Source organism: Xanthomonas sp. NCPPB 3218, from assembly GCF_056725185.1.
Window position 1 is genome coordinate 3316144 of sequence record NZ_CM161516.1, and the last position, 18741, is coordinate 3334884.

General features: G+C 67.3%; 17 protein-coding genes. 9 read left to right on the plus strand and 8 right to left on the minus strand.

The window, feature by feature from the left end; translation table 11 throughout:
- Positions 1-3: 3 nt before the first annotated feature.
- Entirely contained in the window at positions 4-615 is a 612-nt protein-coding gene (locus AC1PLS_RS13720) for a DUF998 domain-containing protein (protein WP_102251685.1), read from the minus strand.
- 189 nt (positions 616-804) lie between these two features.
- On the opposite strand from AC1PLS_RS13720, the gene trxA reads away from it, so the two are divergent.
- From trxA to AC1PLS_RS13740, 4 genes are all read left to right on the plus strand, one after another.
- Positions 805-1662: a thioredoxin gene (trxA, locus tag AC1PLS_RS13725; RefSeq protein WP_104622909.1), complete on the plus strand. Its 858-nt coding sequence runs from the start codon at positions 805-807 to the stop codon at positions 1660-1662.
- A 120-nt stretch (positions 1663-1782) separates the two neighbouring features.
- Positions 1783-2232, plus strand: coding sequence for a DUF4442 domain-containing protein (locus AC1PLS_RS13730; protein ID WP_481103779.1), 450 nt, complete (start codon positions 1783-1785; stop codon positions 2230-2232).
- A gap of 171 nt (positions 2233-2403) precedes the next feature.
- Positions 2404-2646, plus strand: a complete 243-nt coding sequence (locus AC1PLS_RS13735) for a DUF378 domain-containing protein (protein ID WP_054591530.1) — start codon at positions 2404-2406, stop codon at positions 2644-2646.
- A 151-nt stretch (positions 2647-2797) separates the two neighbouring features.
- A complete protein-coding gene (locus AC1PLS_RS13740; RefSeq protein ID WP_184431673.1) occupies positions 2798-3703 on the plus strand; it encodes a peptidylprolyl isomerase in 906 nt (301 codons plus the stop codon).
- A 58-nt stretch (positions 3704-3761) separates the two neighbouring features.
- On the opposite strand, the gene AC1PLS_RS13745 is transcribed toward AC1PLS_RS13740, so the two are convergent.
- Positions 3762-4649, minus strand: a complete 888-nt coding sequence (locus AC1PLS_RS13745; protein ID WP_039522286.1) for a DMT family transporter — start codon at positions 4647-4649, stop codon at positions 3762-3764.
- Between the two features lie 170 nt (positions 4650-4819).
- On the opposite strand from AC1PLS_RS13745, the gene AC1PLS_RS13750 reads away from it, so the two are divergent.
- The 4 genes from AC1PLS_RS13750 (at position 4820) to AC1PLS_RS13765 (ending at position 8240) form a co-directional block, all read left to right on the plus strand.
- A complete protein-coding gene (locus AC1PLS_RS13750; RefSeq protein ID WP_039522288.1) occupies positions 4820-5755 on the plus strand; it encodes a LysR substrate-binding domain-containing protein in 936 nt (311 codons plus the stop codon).
- A gap of 331 nt (positions 5756-6086) precedes the next feature.
- Positions 6087-6401 (plus strand): metalloregulator ArsR/SmtB family transcription factor, encoded by a 315-nt coding sequence (locus AC1PLS_RS13755; protein ID WP_024939743.1) that lies wholly within the window; start codon positions 6087-6089, stop codon positions 6399-6401.
- 30 nt (positions 6402-6431) lie between these two features.
- On the plus strand, positions 6432-7865 hold the full coding sequence (locus tag AC1PLS_RS13760; RefSeq protein WP_184431675.1) for a DUF2867 domain-containing protein: 1434 nt from the start codon (positions 6432-6434) through the stop codon (positions 7863-7865).
- Positions 7866-7946: 81 nt separating this feature from the next.
- Entirely contained in the window at positions 7947-8240 is a 294-nt protein-coding gene (locus AC1PLS_RS13765) for a hypothetical protein (RefSeq protein ID WP_005994696.1), read from the plus strand.
- Between the two features lie 206 nt (positions 8241-8446).
- On the opposite strand, the gene AC1PLS_RS13770 is transcribed toward AC1PLS_RS13765, so the two are convergent.
- Both AC1PLS_RS13770 and AC1PLS_RS13775 read right to left on the minus strand, forming a co-directional pair.
- On the minus strand, positions 8447-9262 hold the full coding sequence (locus AC1PLS_RS13770; protein ID WP_481103780.1) for a DUF4349 domain-containing protein: 816 nt from the start codon (positions 9260-9262) through the stop codon (positions 8447-8449).
- The gene (locus AC1PLS_RS13775; RefSeq protein WP_184431679.1) at positions 9259-9615 is read right to left on the minus strand and encodes an aldehyde-activating protein; all 357 of its coding nucleotides are present in this window, start codon (positions 9613-9615) and stop codon (positions 9259-9261) included. The genes AC1PLS_RS13770 and AC1PLS_RS13775 overlap by 4 nt, the downstream gene beginning before the upstream one ends.
- A gap of 97 nt (positions 9616-9712) precedes the next feature.
- Between AC1PLS_RS13775 and AC1PLS_RS13780 the strand changes: the two genes are divergently transcribed.
- Positions 9713-11518 carry a DUF885 domain-containing protein gene (locus AC1PLS_RS13780; protein WP_184431681.1) on the plus strand — a complete coding sequence of 602 codons (1806 nt, stop codon included), beginning with the start codon at positions 9713-9715 and terminating at the stop codon, positions 11516-11518.
- 225 nt (positions 11519-11743) lie between these two features.
- Here the strand turns inward: AC1PLS_RS13780 and AC1PLS_RS13785 are convergent, their stop codons facing one another.
- From AC1PLS_RS13785 to AC1PLS_RS13800, 4 genes are all read right to left on the minus strand, one after another.
- The gene (locus AC1PLS_RS13785; protein WP_184431683.1) at positions 11744-13576 is read right to left on the minus strand and encodes an ABC transporter ATP-binding protein; all 1833 of its coding nucleotides are present in this window, start codon (positions 13574-13576) and stop codon (positions 11744-11746) included.
- Positions 13577-13773: 197 nt separating this feature from the next.
- Positions 13774-14370, minus strand: a complete 597-nt coding sequence (locus AC1PLS_RS13790; protein WP_126965930.1) for a plasmid pRiA4b ORF-3 family protein — start codon at positions 14368-14370, stop codon at positions 13774-13776.
- Between the two features lie 189 nt (positions 14371-14559).
- Positions 14560-17631 carry an efflux RND transporter permease subunit gene (locus AC1PLS_RS13795; protein WP_126965929.1) on the minus strand — a complete coding sequence of 1024 codons (3072 nt, stop codon included), beginning with the start codon at positions 17629-17631 and terminating at the stop codon, positions 14560-14562.
- A complete protein-coding gene (locus tag AC1PLS_RS13800; RefSeq protein WP_237474870.1) occupies positions 17628-18728 on the minus strand; it encodes an efflux RND transporter periplasmic adaptor subunit in 1101 nt (366 codons plus the stop codon). The genes AC1PLS_RS13795 and AC1PLS_RS13800 overlap by 4 nt, the downstream gene beginning before the upstream one ends.
- Positions 18729-18741: the final 13 nt, after the last annotated feature.

Sequence of the window (18741 nt, forward strand, 5' to 3'; positions counted from 1 at the left end):
GCCTCAGGTGGCGGGTCTGGCCGGCCAGCGCCAGGCCGCCACCGCGAGCCAGCCGACCCAGGCCAGGAACGCCAGGCGCTGGGCGATCGCCTGCCGCAGCAGGCCCGGCGGGCCGAACGCCAGCACCGCCACCAGCAGCCCCGCGCCCAGGCTCAGCCATGCCAGTGCGCGGGTGCCGGGCTGGTTGAGCAGCGCGGCGGCGAGCAGCAACATGCCCGGTACGAACGCCACCGCCCACAGCAGCCAGGCGGTGGCATGGGCCTGGCTGGCGCGCCCGTCCAGATCGGTGGGGTCCAGGGGCAAGGCGCCCATGCCGAGAAAGGCCAGCCCGGCCAGCACGATCAACTGCCCGCCCACGCGCAGGCTCCAGCTGGACCTGGCCGGCATGCGCGCCAGCAGGCTGACCCCGGTGGCCATGCCGAGCGCACCGACCAGCACGAACGCCAGCAGGTTGAAGCCCAGCGCATGCGGCACCCCGTTGGCACCGAGCAGCGCAACCGGATGGCTGGCCTGCAGGTAACCGGGCAGCGCCACGCCGAAGCCGGCCACCGCCAGCACGAAGACGGTTGCGGCGATCAGGCCCAGGTAGCGCTGGGTGCCATCGATGCGTGTCATTGCCTTGCTCCAACGCGGGGCGCAGGCTGCGCCACCAGGACGCGGCATTGTCGTGCCGGGCGCGCGTGGCGTGAACCCCTGCCGGCGTGACGGCCGGCCACGCGCCGTGCGCCCGGGCCGGACAGCCTTGTGTCGGCCCGGTTTGCCACCATTACCTCCCACTGTTGCCGCAATCACTTCTGGAAGCCCATGTCCGACAAGCCGCACGTATTCGATGCCACCACCGACACCTTCGAGACCGAGGTCCTGCAGAAATCGTTGACGACACCGGTGCTGGTGGACTTCTGGGCCACCTGGTGCGGCCCCTGCAAGTCGTTGACGCCGATCCTTGAAAAGCTCGCCGCCGACTACAACGGCGCCTTCGAGCTGGCCAAGGTCGATGTGGACAAGGAGCAACAGATCGCCGCCGCGTTCCAGATCCGCTCGGTGCCGACGGTGTTCCTGGTCAAGGGCGGCGAGCTGGTCGATGGCTTCCCGGGCGCGATGCCGGAAGGCCAGGTGCGCGAATTCCTGACCCAGCACGGCGTGCTGCCGGCCGAGCCGCAGGTCGCCGAAGCACTGCCGCCGGCCCCGCTCGAGCCGCAGGACCAGGTCGCCGCGCTGCGTGAGGCGATCGCCGCCGAGCCGGACAAGGACGAGCTCAAGCTGGACCTGGCACTGGCGCTGCTCAAGACCGGCGACACCGCCGAGGCCGAGCAGTTGATCGACGCCCTGCCCGCCAACCTGGCCACCGACGACCGTGCGGTGCGCGCCAAGGCCCGGCTGAGCTTTGCCAATGTGCTCAAGGACGCGCCGGATGCCGACGCGCTGCAGGCCGCCGTTGCCGCCAACGGCGCCGACCTGCGCGCGCGCCATCTGCTCGGCGTGCGCCACCTGCTCGACGGCCACGACGAGGCCGCGCTGGAGCAGTTCCTGGAAATGCTGCGGCAGGACCGCACCTTCGACGACAACCTGCCGCGGCGTAGCCTGATCGATGCGTTCCGGGTGATCGAGGACGAAGACCTGGTCGGCCGCTACCGCCGCAAGATGTCGTCGCTGGTGTTCTAAGCACCGTCGGCACCACGGCGCCCGGTCTGCAGGCCGGCCGGGCGCTGCCGTCACCGCCACAACCTCCATACGCATGCGAATGGTATGCTGCAGGCCCGCCCCGCCATGGACCCTGGCCGCATGCGTGCTTCACTGTTCAAGCTCGGTATCAACCTGTGGCCGCCGTACCTGTTCGCCGGGATCCACGTCACCGCGTTGTCTCCCGACTACCGCTACGCACGCGTGGAGCTACGCCAGCGGCCGTGGAATCGCAATTACGTCGGCACCCATTTTGGCGGCAGCCTGTTCGCGATGACCGACCCGTTCTGGATCCTGCTGACCATGCAGAACCTGGGGCGCGACTACTACGTATGGGACAAGGCCGGCAGCATCGAGTTCGTCAAACCCGGGCGCGGCACGGTGAGCGCCGAGTTCGTCATCGACGACAGTGTGCTGGCCGAGTTGCGCGCCGCCACCGCCAATGGCGAAAAACACCTGCGCTGGTTCGAAAACGTGGTGCACAACCGCCAGGGCGAGGTGGTGGCGCGCGTGCGCAAGCAGTTGTACGTCAAGCGCAAACCGGCACGCTGACACTGCGCCGTCGGCGTGCGGCCGGATGGCCAACACACTGCATCAGTTTCACGCGCGTCGGCTGGACGTGATCGTGGCGTGCGCAAGCCCGTCATGCCCTCGCGCACGCTCACGAGGTGTTGCGCGCGGCATGCGGACTCTGGGGTCTCCCAACCCACACGGTCTGTCTTCATGAAAACGCTCAACGTCATCACCCTGGTGCTTCTTATCGTCGGCGGCTTGAACTGGGGCCTGGTCGGTCTGTTCCAGTTCGATCTGGTCGCCACGCTGTTCGGCGGCCAGGATGCCCTGCTGTCGCGTGTGGTCTACACGCTGGTCGGCATCTCTGCGTTGTGGCAGCTGGTCCCGCTGTTCCGTAACGACCATGACGCCAACGTTCACCACACCAGCCCGCACGTGCGCAACACCCCGTAAGCGCACAGCCGCGGCAGGCATGCGCGTGACAGCACGACGCCGGCGCATTCCGCCGGCGTCCTGCTATGCGTTTATGCACGTTGCGTCCAGGCGCTTTGCGTCCGGGCGCGTGGTCGGCAAGAATCGGGCATCCCTCCCGCTGGCTGCCTTCATGCTTCTGCGCACTGTTGCTTCCGCCTGCCTGCTTGCCCTGGTGTTACCCGCTGCCGCCAACGCGGCCTATCGCAGCCCGCAGCAGATCCTGGATGCCTCGCCGGCCAGCGCCTGGCGCGTGCTCGACCCCGAGCGCACGCTGTACCTGGAACTGGATGGCGGACGGGTGATCATCGAGCTGGCGCCGCAGTTTGCGCCCGCGCACGTGGGCAACATCCGCACCCTGGCGCACGAGCGCTTCTGGGACGGGCTCAGCATCTACCGTTCGCAGGACAACTTCGTGGTGCAGTTCGGCGACCCGGATGGCGAGACGCCGGCCAAGGCCAAGTCACTGGGCTCGGCGAAGACGCACCTGCCGGCCGAATTCGAGCGCCCGTCGCAGGGCCTGGATTTCCAGCGCCTGCCCGACAGCGATGGCTGGGCGGCGCAGGTGGGCTTTGTCGACGGCTTCCCGGTTGGGCGCGACAGCACCAGCGGCAAGACCTGGCTGGCGCATTGCTACGGCACCCTGGGCGCCGGCCGCAACAACGACGAAGACAGCAGCATCGGCGCCGAGCTGTATGTGGTCACCGGGCAATCGCCGCGCCAGCTGGACCGCAACATCACCGTGGTCGGCCGCGTGGTCAAGGGCATGGAGTTGCTCAGCGTGATCCCGCGCGGACCGGACCCGATGGGTTTCTACGAAGACCCCGCGCAGCGCTCGCCGATCCGCGCCATTCGCCTGGCCAGCGAGGTGCCCATGCCCGAACGCACGCCACTGCAGTTGCTGCGCACCGACAGCCAGACCTTCCGCGATGTGGCCGAGGCGCGCCGCAATCGCAAGGACGATTTCTACAAGCGCCCGGCCGGGCATATCGATCTGTGCAATGTGCCGTTGCCGGTGCGGACGCCGCCGGCTGGCTGAGTCGGGAATCGGGAATCGGGAATCGGGAATCGGGAATCGTAAAGCGGCGCGCGCGTGACTAGCGGGCGCGCTGGCTGAAGGCGACGCTGCCCAGGATCAGCACCGCGGCCACCAGCATGGTCCAGGTCAGCGGCTCGCCCAGCAGCGACCATGCCAGCAGCGCGCCGAACACCGGCACCAGATAGGTCACCGTGGAGGCGCGTGCCGGGCCGATGCGCTGGATCAGGCGGTAATACATCAGGAACGCCAACCCGGTGCACACCACGCCCAGCGCGGTGGCGCAGGCCCAGGCCACTGCCGGCACCGGCGTGGTCGGCCACTGCAACCAGGCCAGCGGTGCCAGCAGCAGCGCGCTGCAACCCAACGTGGACGCTGCCGATGCGGCCGGCGGCAAATCGCCCATGTGGCGCTTCACCAGGTTGTAGCCGATGCCGTACAGCAGCGACGCGGTGGCGCCCGCCAGTGCCGCCGGCCCCACGCTCAACCCGGCCGACTTGCCGGTGGCCAGCACCAGCACGCCGATGAAACCGATCAGCAAGGCCAGCGCGCGACGCGTGCCGATCTTCTCGCCGAAGAACAGGAAGGCGATCAATGCGGTGAACAGCACCGTCATCGCATTGCAGATCGCACCGATCGCGGCCGGTGCGTGTTGCGCGCCCCAGGCGAACAGCAGGAACGGCAACGCGGAGTTGAGCACGCCGATCGCCGCCAGCATCGGCCAGCGACGCAGCGGGAAGCGTTCGCGCGCCAGCCACAGGAACGGCAACAGCACCAATGCACCGAGCGCCAGGCGGATTTCCACCAGCGCCACGGTGCCGAACCTGGGTGCGGCCACGCGCATGAACAGGAACGAGCAACCCCAGACGATGCCGAGAAACCCCAGCTCCAGCGGGGTGCGCCATTCGCGTGCCGCAACCGCTGGCTGCGTCGCCGGCTGCGCGCTCATGGCCGCACCTGCGCACGCTGCCGTGATGTGCTGAAACCGCAAGAGACAACATCAGGCAAGCAGACGGGCATGGCACGATCATCGCGATGGGGTACTGCAGCATCGGTTGCAACCGCAGGCGCGACAAGCGCGTAGTATCGAGGCGAGCCACAAATCTCACTCATGCCTCGATGAACCTGCGCCCCACCCTGCTGCCCGCGCTGGGCGTGTTCGCCGCCGCCGCGCGCCACCAGAACTTCGCGCATGCCGCCGAAGAACTGCATCTGACCGCCAGCGCGGTCAGCCACCATGTGCGCAAGCTCGAAGCGCTGCTCGGCGTGACCCTGTTCCAGCGCCTGCCGCGCGGGGTCAAGCTCACCGCCGAAGGCCGCCAGCTGGCCGACGCCGCCACCGCTGCGTTGGCCGAGATCGCTTCGGTGGCCGGCAACCTGCATCCGCGCGAAGACGCCATCCCGCTGCGCGTGACCACCTTGCGCTCGCTGTCGTACTGCTGGCTGTTGCCGCGGCTGCCGCGCTTCTGTCGCGCGCATCCGCATATCCGCATGGATCTGCAATCGGACGCGGCGTTTTCGCGCTTCGAAGAAGGCGGCCCGGATCTCGGCATCCGCTATGGCCAGGGTGCCTGGCCCGGGTTGACCTCGCATCATCTGATGGACGACGAACTGTTTCCGGTGGCCTCGCCGTCACTGCCGGAGGTCGCTGCGCTACGCACGCCGGCGCAGATCGCGCAATTGCCGCTGCTCACCGACATGTCGCCGCAGGGCTGGCGCGACTGGTTCCGTGCCGCCCAGGTGCGCGGCACCACGCTGCCGCCGATGCATACCTTCAACGACAGCACCGACGCGATGCGCGCTGCCGTCTATGGCCTGGGCGCGGTCCTGGCGCGCAAGCACATCGCCCAACCGTATCTGCAGCGTTACGAGCTGGTGCGCCTGCCCGGCCCCACCCTCAAGGCACGCTACGCCTACTACATCGTGCACCCCAGTCACCGCGTCCCCGGCCCTGCGGCAATGGCGTTTATCGATTGGCTCAAGCGCGAGGCGCTGGACGAGCGCACCCCGATGCCGGCATTGCCGGCAGAGCTGCTGGCACTGCCTGCGGCCTGAGGTGGCTGCTTGCATCACTGCGACCTTGCATGCTGGGCCCTGCCTGCCTGGAGGACTTGAGCGCGGTGCCTGAGCCGATGCTGCCGGACTGATCTGGCATGCCTGGGCTGCAGGCCGCCAACCGCAAAAACCTTCAGCACCGATCGGCTGCGACCTGCCCTGCGGGCAGATCCCGCGCGCCAGAGGCCTGGACATCCCCCATCACGGCAACGTCGGCGACAGCCGCCAGCCGCGCCCGACCACCGCCGGGCAGCGCCGCGCCGAAAAGACGCTTGATATCGGCCGCCATAAAATCAATTAATTAGCTAATTCGTTAATTGCCTAATTCCTTATGTCCATCGACCGCATCTTCGAAGCCCTTGCCTCCCAGCCCCGCCGCAAGATGCTGGCGTGCCTGGCAGACCAAGAACTCACCGCCGGCCAGATCGGGCAGTTGTTCGAAATGAGCGCGCCAGCCATCTCGCGGCATCTGTCGGTGCTGGAAAGCGCCGGGCTGGTATCCAGCGAACGGCGCGGCCAGTTCGTGGTCTACCGGCTCACCCCGGACAACATGGTCAACACGCTCAGCAGCTTTGCCTTCGAAGTCTGCCCGGCCTCGGCGCCGCTCAAGCGCAAGGCGCGCGCCTTGACCAAGAAGACCTCCTGACCCTCCTCCGGCCGCAAAGGACTCATGCCGATGTTCAGCACGCCCCAGCAACGCCCTGCCGATGCACAGGCAGGTTTTCCGTCAGTCCGTCTGGAGTCCTACAGCGGCGGTCTGCCAGTGGAGGTCACGCTGATCGCACAGCTGGGCGTGGGCGCAGGCAACCCGTTGATCGAACAGGCCTGCCGCCGCCAGCGCGCGCATCCCAGTTTTCACGATGCGCTGGACGAGCCATCGGCACGCCTGGCCGGCACCGACTTTGCGCACGGCGAATCGACTGCCCTGTTCTCGTTTGCGGTGGGCGCCAACGGCCACCCGTTCCATCGCCACGCCGGCCATCGCATGTTCACCGCCATCACCGGCAGCAGCGGCGCGCAACTGCGCTTCTGCACCGCCTCGATGGAGCAGATCGAACAGGATCCACAGCACTTTCTGGCGGCGTTGCGGCATATCGATCTACCGGCCGACTGCCTATTCACCGTGCGCTTTGGCGGCGGCACCTGGCATCAGTTCGCACCGCTCAAAGCGCAAGCCGCACACCCGGCATTTTTCGCACTGTCCTGCCACAGCGACGAGGCCGGCGGCGCGTTGAGCGATGCGGTGCGCGCACGCGTGCTGTCCGGCACCGCCGATATCGCCACGCTCACCGAAACGCTGCCGGAGGCGGTGATCGGGCTACTGGCCTCGGCGCAGGCACGCGCGCTGCAGATCCCCACCGTACGCCTGTCGTTGGCCGCATCGCCAGGCAGCAGCAGGTCTGCATGGTGCGGCCGGCTGCGCGCGCTCAGCGGCAGGCTGCGCCAGGCAGTGAGCCGGCTGCGTCGACCGGTGGGGTTCGTTGCAATGGCACCGCAGCTGGCGCAGGTCAGCGTGCATGCCGAGCCCAAGCCCGGCTCGCTACTGACCCGGCACCTGCAGGGCTTCGATCATCAGGACAGCGTACGTCTGCGCCTGCAGCCGCATGAGTTGCGTCAACGCGGTGCGCACACCTTGATGGCGTTGCTGCTGGAGGGGTTCACCGAGCGCGCGCCGCGCGGCGTGACCTGGTTGATGCGGCTGCGCAATGCGCTGGTGGCGCCGCTGCAGTTGCGAACTTCTCCGCTGGGCTGCCCGGTGTCTTCGTTGCTGTCGGCACAGCGCGACTGCCTGTTCGCAGGGCGATTCCCGGTACTTGCGCAAGACAACGCGCCACTGGATCGACGCGTGCAGGTATTGCTGGGCGCCGACGACCGCCACCTGGTCTTCCGCAGCAGCGTGGGCGTGGAAGTGCTGGAGGATGGCAGCGTGGAGCTCAGCCTGGAGACGCGCGTGGCCTGCCGCAACAGGTTTGGCCGCGTTTACATGGCCCTGGTGGACGGCGTGCACCATCGCTACATCGCACCGGCGCTACTGCGCACTGCCGCCCAGGCCCTGCTGGTGCCGGTACTGGAGACCACCGCATCACAGGCAACCGCGCGGCGCCCGTGAGCGGCCAGCGCACGCGGCCATCACCCGATCTTGCCTGACGGCTGCCTAGTCTTTGGGTCCCCAATCCAAGGAAGCTTTCCCATGCCGACTCTTCGCATGCGTATCACCGGCACCGACGACGACGCGCGTGCCATCGCCAACCTGCTGCAGAGCATCGAAGGCATCGAGCACGTGGAAGAAGTCGACGACCTGATGCCGCACCTGGACGACGACGATTCCAGCTCGGCCGGCCTGTCCGACGACGAAGGTCCGGGCAGCCACGAGTTCGAAGTGGAAGCCGGCAACGATGCCACTGCGCAGAAGGTGCGCGACGCCGTGCAGGAGCTGGCCCTGCAGCTGGACGTGTTTGTCGAGTACGAATTCGACGAAGGCTGAGCCGGCTGCGTACCGACTGCGCTGCGCTTGCGCGCAGTCGGTGTCTGGAGATGTTGCACACCATGCGCTGTACCGCGATCGCGTACAAGCAGCGCAACCAGGATCTACGTGCTACCGCGCAACGCGTCGAGTAGCTGCGTGAAGTAATCGCCCTTCCCAAAAACATGCGCAGCTGATGCGGCATCGCCGACCAGCTACGCAGTGGGTCAGGACATCCGGCGTCGCCGCGCACGCCAGCGCCATGCCTGCAGCAGTAGCCAGCCGACGATCACCCCCAGCACCACCACCGGCAGCAACGCTGCCACTGCGCGGATCACGAAGGCCACGCTGGATGCGAAGACCTGGCCGAATTCGGCTGCCGCCTCGGCAATCTCGCCCCTGCCCTGCTCGCCACCGGTGCCGCGGAAATTGAGCGTCAGCAACTGCGTGCGCACGCGCCGTTGCTGCTGCGCGGCGTCCTGCTGGGTCTGCTGCGCTTCGGCCTCGATCTCGGCAAGCCGCTTGGACAGGGCCAGCAGATCGGTCACGGCCAGGTCGCGGCGCTGCTGCAGTTCGAGCAGGCGCGCATGTTCTTTCTGCAGGCGCGCCTGTGCCAGCCCGGTATCGGCGATCTGCTGCGCCAGATCCTCGGCACGCGTGCTGCGCGCGGCGACATCGCCATGCTGGCCGGCCAGTTGCACCATCGGCTCGATGCCGTCCGGATCTAACCGCACGCTGACGCTGCCGCTGGGGTCGCGCCCACCGGTTTGTTCCACCGCCAGCAGCGCGCAGTCGCCGAACTGCGCCGACTGGCAGGCAGTGCGTACCGCGGCGATGCGTTGATCGATCTGATCGGCCGGCAGTTCGATGCGTACATCGTGCTCATACGCCAGCGCATTGCCTTGCACGGCGGGCGGTGCCGGTGCCGGTGCCGGCGCCGGCGCGCCGCCGTCTGCCGCCATCTCGCCCGACGGCCTGGCACATCCGCTCAGCGCCCAGCCCAGCAACAAGCCGACCGCGTACCACTGCATCCGGCGCCTCATCGGCTGGCTCCATCGGCGACGTGCATGCTCTGTACGGCCAGACCCGGCGCGGACACACCGCGCAGCTTGACCGCCACACTGGCCTCGCCGGCCCTGCAACGCACGCCCGTGCTGAAGCGCGCACTGCCGCGCTGCGGGAAGTGGTGGTGATTGGCATGCTGCCGGTTGAAGCGATGGATTCCCGGCATCTTGGGCGCCGCCTGCAGGCGCAATGGCGCGCGCATGCCGGGCCGCAGCAGGCCGCCACGGCGACGGCATGACGCACACGTGCGCTCGTACGCCTTGGTGATCGGCGCATCGGTGTGCGGGTCGAACGCGATGCGTCCGCAATGACAGATGTCGGCGTCGTGCATGGTGATCCTCCTTGAAAGCGGCCACTCTAAACCAATGGCGGATGCGGACAAGCGCGCACATGCCTATGCTGGCGGATTGCTTCCATTGGAATCCACCATGCGTCAACGTCTGCTTGTCCTCGCCCTGCTCGCCGGCCTGAGCGCCTGCCAGCAGCAGCCCGAATCGCCGCGCGCCGGCAGCCCCGATGCCGCGACGCAGGCTGCGCAGACGCCGGATGCGCGCTTTGCGGCGCTGTCCAAGCGCGCGCTCGACACCTGGATGCAGCTGTCGCCGGTTACCGCCACTCAGACCGGCGATCACCGCTTCGACACGCAGATCGACGATCTGAGCAGCGCCGGCCGCCAGCGCAGCCTGGAGGCCGGCAAGAAGCTATTGAGTGAGCTGGATGCCATCGAGGTGGCCAAGCTGTCGCGCGAGAACCAGGTCGATGCGGCCATTTTGCGCAACCAGCTGCAATCGGAGATCTGGAACACCGAGGTGCTGCAGAGCTGGGCCTGGGACCCGCAGGTCTACAACGGCCTGGCCGGCAGCGCGCTGTATGGCCTGATGGCGCGCGACTTCGCGCCGCTGTCCGAGCGCCTGAGCTCCGCCACGCAGCGCATGGAGAAGATTCCCGGCATCTTTGCGCAGGCGCGCGCCAACCTGGACCCGGCCCGCGTGCCGAAGATCCATGCCGAAACGGTGGCCAAGCAGAACAAGGGCATCCTCAGCATCGTCGATACCTTCATCGCGCCCAATATCGGCCAGCTCGGCCCGATCGAAGCGGCCCGCGCGCAGGCCGCCATCGACGATCTGCGCAAGGCCGTGGCCGAGCAGCAGACCTGGCTGGATACCGTGCTGGTGCCCAATGCCAAGGGCGATTTCCGCGTCGGTGCGCAGATCTACGACCAGAAGCTGAAATTCGCGCTGCTGTCGTCGTTGTCGCGCGCCGAGATCAAGCAGCGCGCCGAGTCCGAGCTCAAGCGCGTCCGCAGCGAGATGTACGGCATTGCCCGCACGGTACTCAAGGACAAGCCCGGCGCACCCAAACTGCCCGAGACGCCCAATGACGACCAGCAGCAGGCCGCGATCGAGGCGGCGCTGGAACTGGCCTATGCCGACAAGCCGGCACGCGACAAGGTGGTCGACGACGCCAAGGCCGCACTGGCGCAGTCCACCGAGTTCGTGCGCCAGAAGGGTTTGATGACGCTGCCCGATTCGCCGGTGGACATCATCCTGATGCCGGAATTTCAGCGCGGCGTGGCGGTGGCGTACTGCGATTCGCCGGGCCCGCTCGACAAGAATCTCAAGACCTTCTATGCGGTCTCGCCGATTCCCGACGACTGGAACGACAAGCAGGTCGATTCGTTCCTGCGCGAGTACAACAGCCGCATGATCCACCTGCTCAGCATCCACGAAGGCACCCCGGGCCATTACCTGGAAGGCTGGCATTCGGCCAAGTTCCCCTCCACGCTGCGCGCGGTGCTGCGCTCGGGCATGTTCGCCGAAGGCTGGGCGGTCTACACCGAACGCATGATGCAGGAACAGGGCTATCTGGATAACGACCCGCTGTTCCATCTGGTGCAGCTCAAGTTCTACCTGCGCACCATCGCCAACGCCATCCTCGATCAGGGCGTACATGTGGATGGCTGGGAACGCGACAAGGCGATGCACCTGATGACCCACGACACCTTCCAGCAGGAAAGCGAAGCGGCGGGCAAGTGGGTGCGTGCGCAGCTGTCGTCCGCGCAGCTGCCGACCTACTTCGTCGGCGTGCAGGAACATCTGGACACGCGCAAGGCGGTGCAGGACAAGCTGGGCAAGGACTTCAACCTGAAGGCGTACCACGACCAGATGCTGTCCTACGGCGCCCCACCGGTGCGCTTTGCACGCGAGTTGATGCTGGACCAGCCGATCGAGTGATTGATCCTTCTCCTACCGGGAGAACAAGCACTCTTCGCCCCTCGGGAGAAGGTGTCCCGCAGGGGCGGATGAGGGTACGGGCGAAGCCTCGTATGGCCGGCCAGCGCGTGGCTTCGCCCCATACCCTCACCCCATCCCTCTCCCGTATGCGGGAGAGGGGCTAGATCTCGAAGTTACTACGCCCGCCTGCGACCGCTCGCATCGAGCACTCAAGCATCGTTCGCCTCACCCATCCGCCGCAACAAATCCGCCGGTCTGCCGCGCCCACAGGCGTGCATACAGCCCGCCCTGCGCGATCAGTTGCGCATGCGTGCCGGTCTCGACGATGCGTCCGGCATCCATCACCACCAGCCGGTCCATGCGCGCGATGGTGGAGAGGCGGTGCGCAATCGCAATGACGGTCTTGTTACCCATCAACGCGTCCAGGCTGTCCTGGATCGCCGCTTCCACTTCCGAGTCCAGCGCCGAGGTGGCCTCGTCCAGGATCAGGATCGGCGCATCCTTCAGCAGCACGCGCGCAATGGCGATGCGCTGCCGCTGACCGCCCGACAGCTTGACCCCGCGTTCGCCCACATAGGCATCGAATCCGCGCCGGCCTTCGCCATCGACCAGCGTGTCGATGAAGCCTTCCGCGCGCGCCTTGCGCACCGCTTCCAGCATCTGCGCGTCGCTGGCCTGCGGCCTGCCATACAGCAGGTTGTCGCGGATCGAACGATGCAGGAGCGAAGTGTCCTGGGTGACCAGGCCGATCTGCCCGCGCAGGCTTTCCTGGGTGACCTGGGCGATGTCCTGCCCGTCGATGAGGATGCGCCCCTGCTCCAGGTCGTACAGCCGCAGCAGCACGTTGACCAGGGTCGACTTGCCCGCGCCCGACGGCCCGACCAGGCCGATCTTCTCGCCGGCACGCACCTGCAGGTCCAGCCCGGCGATCACCCCGCCGCGCTTGCCGTAATGGAAATGGATGTGCTCGAACTGCACCTGGCCGTGCGTCACCTGCAGCGGCACGGCGTCGGGCGCGTCCTGCACCAGCACCGGCTGCGAGATGGTCTGCATGCCGTCCTGCACGCTGCCGATGTCTTCGAAGATGCCGTTGACCGTCCACATGATCCAGCCGGACATGTTGTGGATGCGGATCACCAGGCCGGTGGCCAGCGTGATCGCGCCGACGCTGATCTGGCCGCGGCTCCACAGCCACAACGCCAGCCCGCAGGTGCCCACGATCAGGAAGCCATTGGCCACCGCAATGGCGGTATCCATCGTGGTGGTCACGCGCGTCTGCCCGCGATGCTTCACCGCCAGCTCGTCGATCGCATCGCGCACATAGGCCTGTTCGCGACCGGCATGGGCGAACAGCTTGAGCGTGGAAATATTGGTGTAGCCGTCGACGATGCGCCCAGTGGCCTTGGAGCGTGCATCCGACGCGATCCACGCGCGCGCCTTCATGCGCGGCACGAAGAACGCCATCAGCGCGACATACACCACCAGCCAGATCAGCAGCGGCAGCATCAGCCAGGGGTCGGCCTGCGCAAACAACCACAGCGCGCTGCCGGTATAGACCACGATGTACCAGAGCGCATCGACCATCTGCACCGCCGATTCGCGCAGCGAGGTCCCGGTCTGCATCACCCGGTTGGCGATCCGACCGGCGAAATCGTTGTTGAAGAAGCCCAGGCTCTGCCGTACCACGTAGTTGTGCATCAGCCAGCGCGAGCGGTTGCTCAGGCCCGGAACGATCGCCTGGTTGACCAGCAGATTGTGCAGCCCGGTGAACAGCGGGCGCGCCACCAGTGTGATCGCCGCCATCCAGAGCAATTCGCCGGCATGCCGGCGGAAGAAGTCCGCTCCCGGCCGCTCGGCCAGCATGTCGACGATGCGCCCGAGGAAGTCGAACATCGCCACTTCCACCAGGGCCAGCAGCAGCCCGGCGATCAGCGTGGCCAACAGGATCGGCCACAACGGCCGCAGATAATGCAGATAGAACCGCCACACGCTATGCGGCGGCATTTCCCGCTCGATCGGCGGGAAGACATCGATCAGGGATTCGAACCAGCGGAACATCGCAGACACTTTCGGGAAAAACCGGGAGATCAGGCTAGCTGATCGCGCGTCAAGCTGCAGTGGCGCTGGCGTCGAGCTCCTGCAGCATCACCTGCACGGCAGGCTGCGATGCGCGTAACAGGCAACCGGATCGATTTCGCTTGCCCAAGCCATGCATGGCCTGGGCGTCACTGCAGGTCATGCGGCGTCAGTCGCGCTCACTCGCGGACACGTGCGAGCAGGCGGTTGACCTCGGCCAGATCGAAATGGCCCGGATCGAAGCGCCCGCCCAGGGTGGCCAGCTCCTGCACATGTTGCGCATGCTCTGGGTCGGCGATGATCCGCAGCAAGGCCTGGTAGCTGTCGATTCCTTCGCTGCTCTCCGGCGGGCAGGCATTGGCGCCGTCCACGCAACGGGCCGCGCGCAGGCTCGCGTCCGGCGGCAGGATCGCCTCGACCTGGACGCGGTGCTGCCAACCCGCGCCGGCACCGTAGAAATAGTCGAAACGCTCCAGCTCGCCCACCGCGCTTTCGATGCTGACCCGGGCAGCATGCTTGAGCCGTGGCCGCTCCGGCACATCCAGCCCGGATTCGCCGTAGCGGCCGCCGCCCAGGTCGAATTCGTACGGATGCGCACCGCTCCAGCCCATCAGCGGTTGCAATACACGATGCAGCGTGGCCAGGCGCAGCGCTCCGGCCACCAGCACGCGGCGCCAGATCAACGGCGCGCTGTCCACCAATGAAACATGCAGCTGATATACCGGCGCAGGCGTGGGTACCGCCTGCTGTGCAACTTTCTTCTTGGCTTTGCTCATCGGGTCTTGGTCGTGTCTCTCAGTCGCCAGTATGGCGGCAGCGGCCCGCGCCTGCATGGCCCCGCTCCGTCAGCGCTGCGCCATGCGGTGTGCGATATGCGATATGCGGCATGTCGCGCGATCATGCATCGACGATGCCGCCCACCGTCACGCCAGCATCATTGCGCCGCCGCCCTCGCCCGCCCGGATTTACGCCACACCCGCTGCACGCGCCGGCAGTCGCAGGCCGAACAACAGGTCATACAGGATCGGGATCAAGCCCAGCGTCACCAGCGTGCCCAGCGCCAGGCCACCGATCATGGTGATGGCCATTCCGGTCCACAGCGGCCCGGCAAACAGCATCAGCGGAATCAAGCCGACGATGCAGGTGAGCTTGGTCATCACGATCGGGCGCAGCCGCTTGACCGCTGCGGCGATCACCGCCTCGCGGCGTGGCAGGCCATCGGCAAGCTCGGCTTCGATGCGTTCCAGCAGCAGCACCGCGTTGTTGACGATGATGCCGGCCAGCGCCAGCAAGCCGAAGGTCGCCATGAAACCGAACGGATAGCCGGTGATCACCAGGGCCAGTGCCGCACCGATCAGCACGAACGGGACTGCCGACAGCACGATCAGTAGCTTGCGGAACGAGTTGAACTGCCACACGAACAGCAGCAGGATCGCGCCCAGTGCGTGCGGCATGTATTGGAGCAGGGCCTGGTTGGCCTCGGCAGAATCCTCCAGCTCGCCACCGATCTCCAGCCGATAACCGGGTGGCAGCTTGAGCGCGGCCATCGGCACCGACAGGCGCTCGACGATCTCGGTCGCGGTCAACTGCGGGTTGCGTGCGGTCACGGTGATCGCACGGCTCAGGTTGCGCCGCTGGATCGCCGACGGCTCGCTGTCGTGCAGCACCGTGGCGACCGCCGCCAGCGGCACCGGCGCACCGCCGGCTTGCGGGTACACCAGGGTGTCGCCAGGTGTGCCGTCGGCGGCGCGTTCCTGCGCACTGCCACGCCAGACCACGGCCACCGAGCTGCCATCGTCGCGCAACAACGAGGCATCCACGCCGCTGTAGCGCGCCTGTAGCGCCTGCGCAATGTCCTCGCTGCTCACCCCGGCACGCCGCGCCCTGAGCTGGTCCACCTGCACCACGTAGCGCGGAATGCGCGCCTGCCAGTCGTCCTGCACATCCACGGTGCCCGGCAACGCGCGCAGCGCCTTTGCAATCGCAGCGGCGCTGCTGCGCAGTACTGTCTCGTCGGGGCCGACCACGCGATACACCGCCATCCCGGCTTCGGTCGCGCCCAGCGAAAACCGCTTCGGCTCGGCGCGCACGGTGGGGAAGTGGCTGCGGACATGCGCACGTGCCCGCGCTATCACTGCATCGAGATCGGTGCCTGGGCGCACGCTCACGGTAAAGTACGCCATGTTGGCCGCCGGTAGGGGAGGATTGAGGCCCAGCACGATGCGCGGGCCGCCATCGGCGACATAGCCGATGCTGTCCACCACCTCCGGGTTGGCGCGCCGATCGGCCAACCAGCGGCTCAGCGCGCGCACCGTGCGCAGGGTTTCACGCGTATCGCTGCCTGCCTGCAAGGTCACCGGCATCTGGAACTGCAGACGATCGGACTTGGGCAGAAAATCGTAGGGGATCGACACCAGCACCGCGACCGCCGCCGCCAACATCGCCACCATGCCGGCGATAAACAGCGCCTTGTGCATCAGCACGCGCTCGATGAGGCGGCGGTAGCCACGATAAAAGCGCGACGGCTCCTGTTCGCTGCCGTGTGCGACATGTGCCTTGGCGAAATACATGCACAGCAGCGGCGTCACCGTGATGCTGAGCAGCCACGAGCCCAGCAAGGTCACGCCAAGCACGGTAGCCAGCGAGCGCAGATATTCGTTGGTGCTGGTCTGGCCGAAGAAGAACGGCGAGAACGCCAGCACGATCACCAACGATGAGGTCAGCAACGGGGTGGCCAGGGAGCGGCCGGCGTCGATGCAGGCCTGACGGCGCTGTTCTCCGGCAACCAGGCGGCGTTCGATGTCTTCGGCAATGACAATACCGTTGTCCACCAGCAGGCCGAGCGCCAGGATGATCGCCGCGATCGACACCGTCTGCAGCTCCACGCTCAGCACGCGCATGACGATCAGCGAGGCGAAGATGGTCAACGGCACGATCGCGCCGACGATCAGGCCGGTGCGCCAGCCCAGGAACAGCATCACTACCGCCATGACGATGACGATGGTCTCGCCCATGACGTGGTGCATCTTGCCCATCTCGCGCTCGACCACGTCGGCCTGGAAGGTGACCACGTGCTGCGCAAAACCTGCGGGCAATTCCTGCGCGGTCTGGCCCAGCTTGGCGCGCAGCGTTTTGCCGAAGTCGGCGATATTGCTGCCGGGCTTCATCGAGACCGACACCACCACCGCCGGCTGGCCCTGGTAGACGGCAGCGCTTTCCGGCGGATCGGCAGGCATCACCTGTACCTGCGCCAGCTCGCCCAACGCCACTTCGCGCACGCCATTGGCATTGGGTGTCGGCAAGGTCAGCAACAGGTCCCGCAACTGGGCAGGTGAGCGTATCTCCCCGGAAGTCGCAACCGTCATCGCCAGCCCGGACACCGTCGCCAGCCCGCCGGAGGCCACCACATTCTGCGAGCGCAACTGCGCCATCACGCTGGCAGGGCTCAGTCCGGTCGCCAGCAGCCGCGCGCGATCGAACGCCACATACACGCGCTCGTCCTGCAGCCCGTACAACGCCACCTGCTCCACCCCAGGCAGGGTATAAAGCTGCTCGCGCAGGCGCCGCAGCGGCCCACGCATCTCGCTCATCGAATAGCCCGGTGCGGTGACTGCGATCGAGGCCACCGACACCCGTCCGAAGTCATCGTCGACCAACGGTCCCTGCGTGCCCGCAGGCAGTTGCGCACCCGCCTCGGCGGCCTTGGCGCGCACGCGCTGCCACAACGCCGGCAGATCCTGCACATCGTCGTAAGCGGTCAGCTGCACGATCGCGCTGCCTGGCCGCACCGTGCTCACGATGCGCTTGATGCCGGCCAGTTCGCGCAGGCGCTCTTCGAGGGGGCGCGCCAACAGGGTTTCCACCTGCTCGCTGGGCATGCCCGGAAACGCCACCGACACAATGGTGTCGCGCACGGTGACCGAGGGTTCTTCCTGCGAGGGAAAACCGACGAACGCCACGATGCCGCCGAGCAGGATCATCACTGCCGCGAACAAGGTCAGCCGGCTCGACCTCATCGCCATCCGGGTCAGCATCATGGCGCCTGCCCTCCGCTCAGCTGCGTCTGCATCTGCAACGGCGCCACCGGCTGGCCATCGATCAAGAAGCCCACGCCTGCGCTGACCACCTGATCGCCGGCCTGCAGCCCGCGCCGGACCTGGATGCGGCCGCCGACGATCGACCCGAGCTCGACTGCGCGCTCGCGCACGATCCGCTGTGCCGGCTGATACACGAACACGCTGGCCCGTTGGCGATTGAGCCTGGGCAGTACCGCAGACAGCGGCACGCTGGGCGTGCTCGCAGCCTGCGCGGGCAACTGCAGCAACACACTGTCGCCACTGCGCATCGCGTGCGGCGCGCGCACCACCTCCAGAATCGCCAGCGCAGTGGCACCGTTATCCAGCCGGCTGGACAGGCTGCGCAGGCGCAATGTCAGCGGCACCGCAGGCTCGTCGGCCAGCGTGGCCTGCACGGTCTGCCCAGGCGTCAGCCCGGCGGCAGCAACAGGCGGCAGATTGGCGAGCAATTGCAGATGCGCCTGCCCTTCCAGCTGCAACACTGCCTGCCCCGCCCCCACATCGGCCTGCGGTTGCTGCAGGCGTGCGACCACGGCGCCATCGAAGGGTGCGCGCAGCTCACCAAGACGCGATGCACGCCGCGCCAGCGCCAGGTCGGCCTTTGCCACCTGCAGTTGCGCGGTTGCCGCATCCGCCGCCGCGCGGGCGGCGGTCAGCGTCGCCGCCGAACTGGCACCATCGTCGAACATGGCGTGCTGCTGGCGCAGTTGCAGCTGCCGCTCGCCGGACTGCGCCATCGCCGCGCGCAGGTTCGCGTCGGCCTGCTGCTGGCGCAATTGCAGCGGCTCGGCATCCAGGCGTGCCAGCACCTGCCCTTTCTGTACGCGGTCGCCCACATCCACCAGCACGGCGGCGATGCGTCCGCCGCTCTCGAACGCCAACTCGGCCCGTTGTTGCTGACGCGCCACTGCCGGCACCTGCAGCCACCCATCGCGGCCGGAGCCGAAGCGCTCCAGCTTGACCGCCCGCGGGGTCTCGGCCGCCGGCGCATCCGGCCGGCTGCAGCCGGCCAGCACCAGCAACAGACCGCAACACACCATGGTGCGAAGAACATCCATCATCACGCTATCC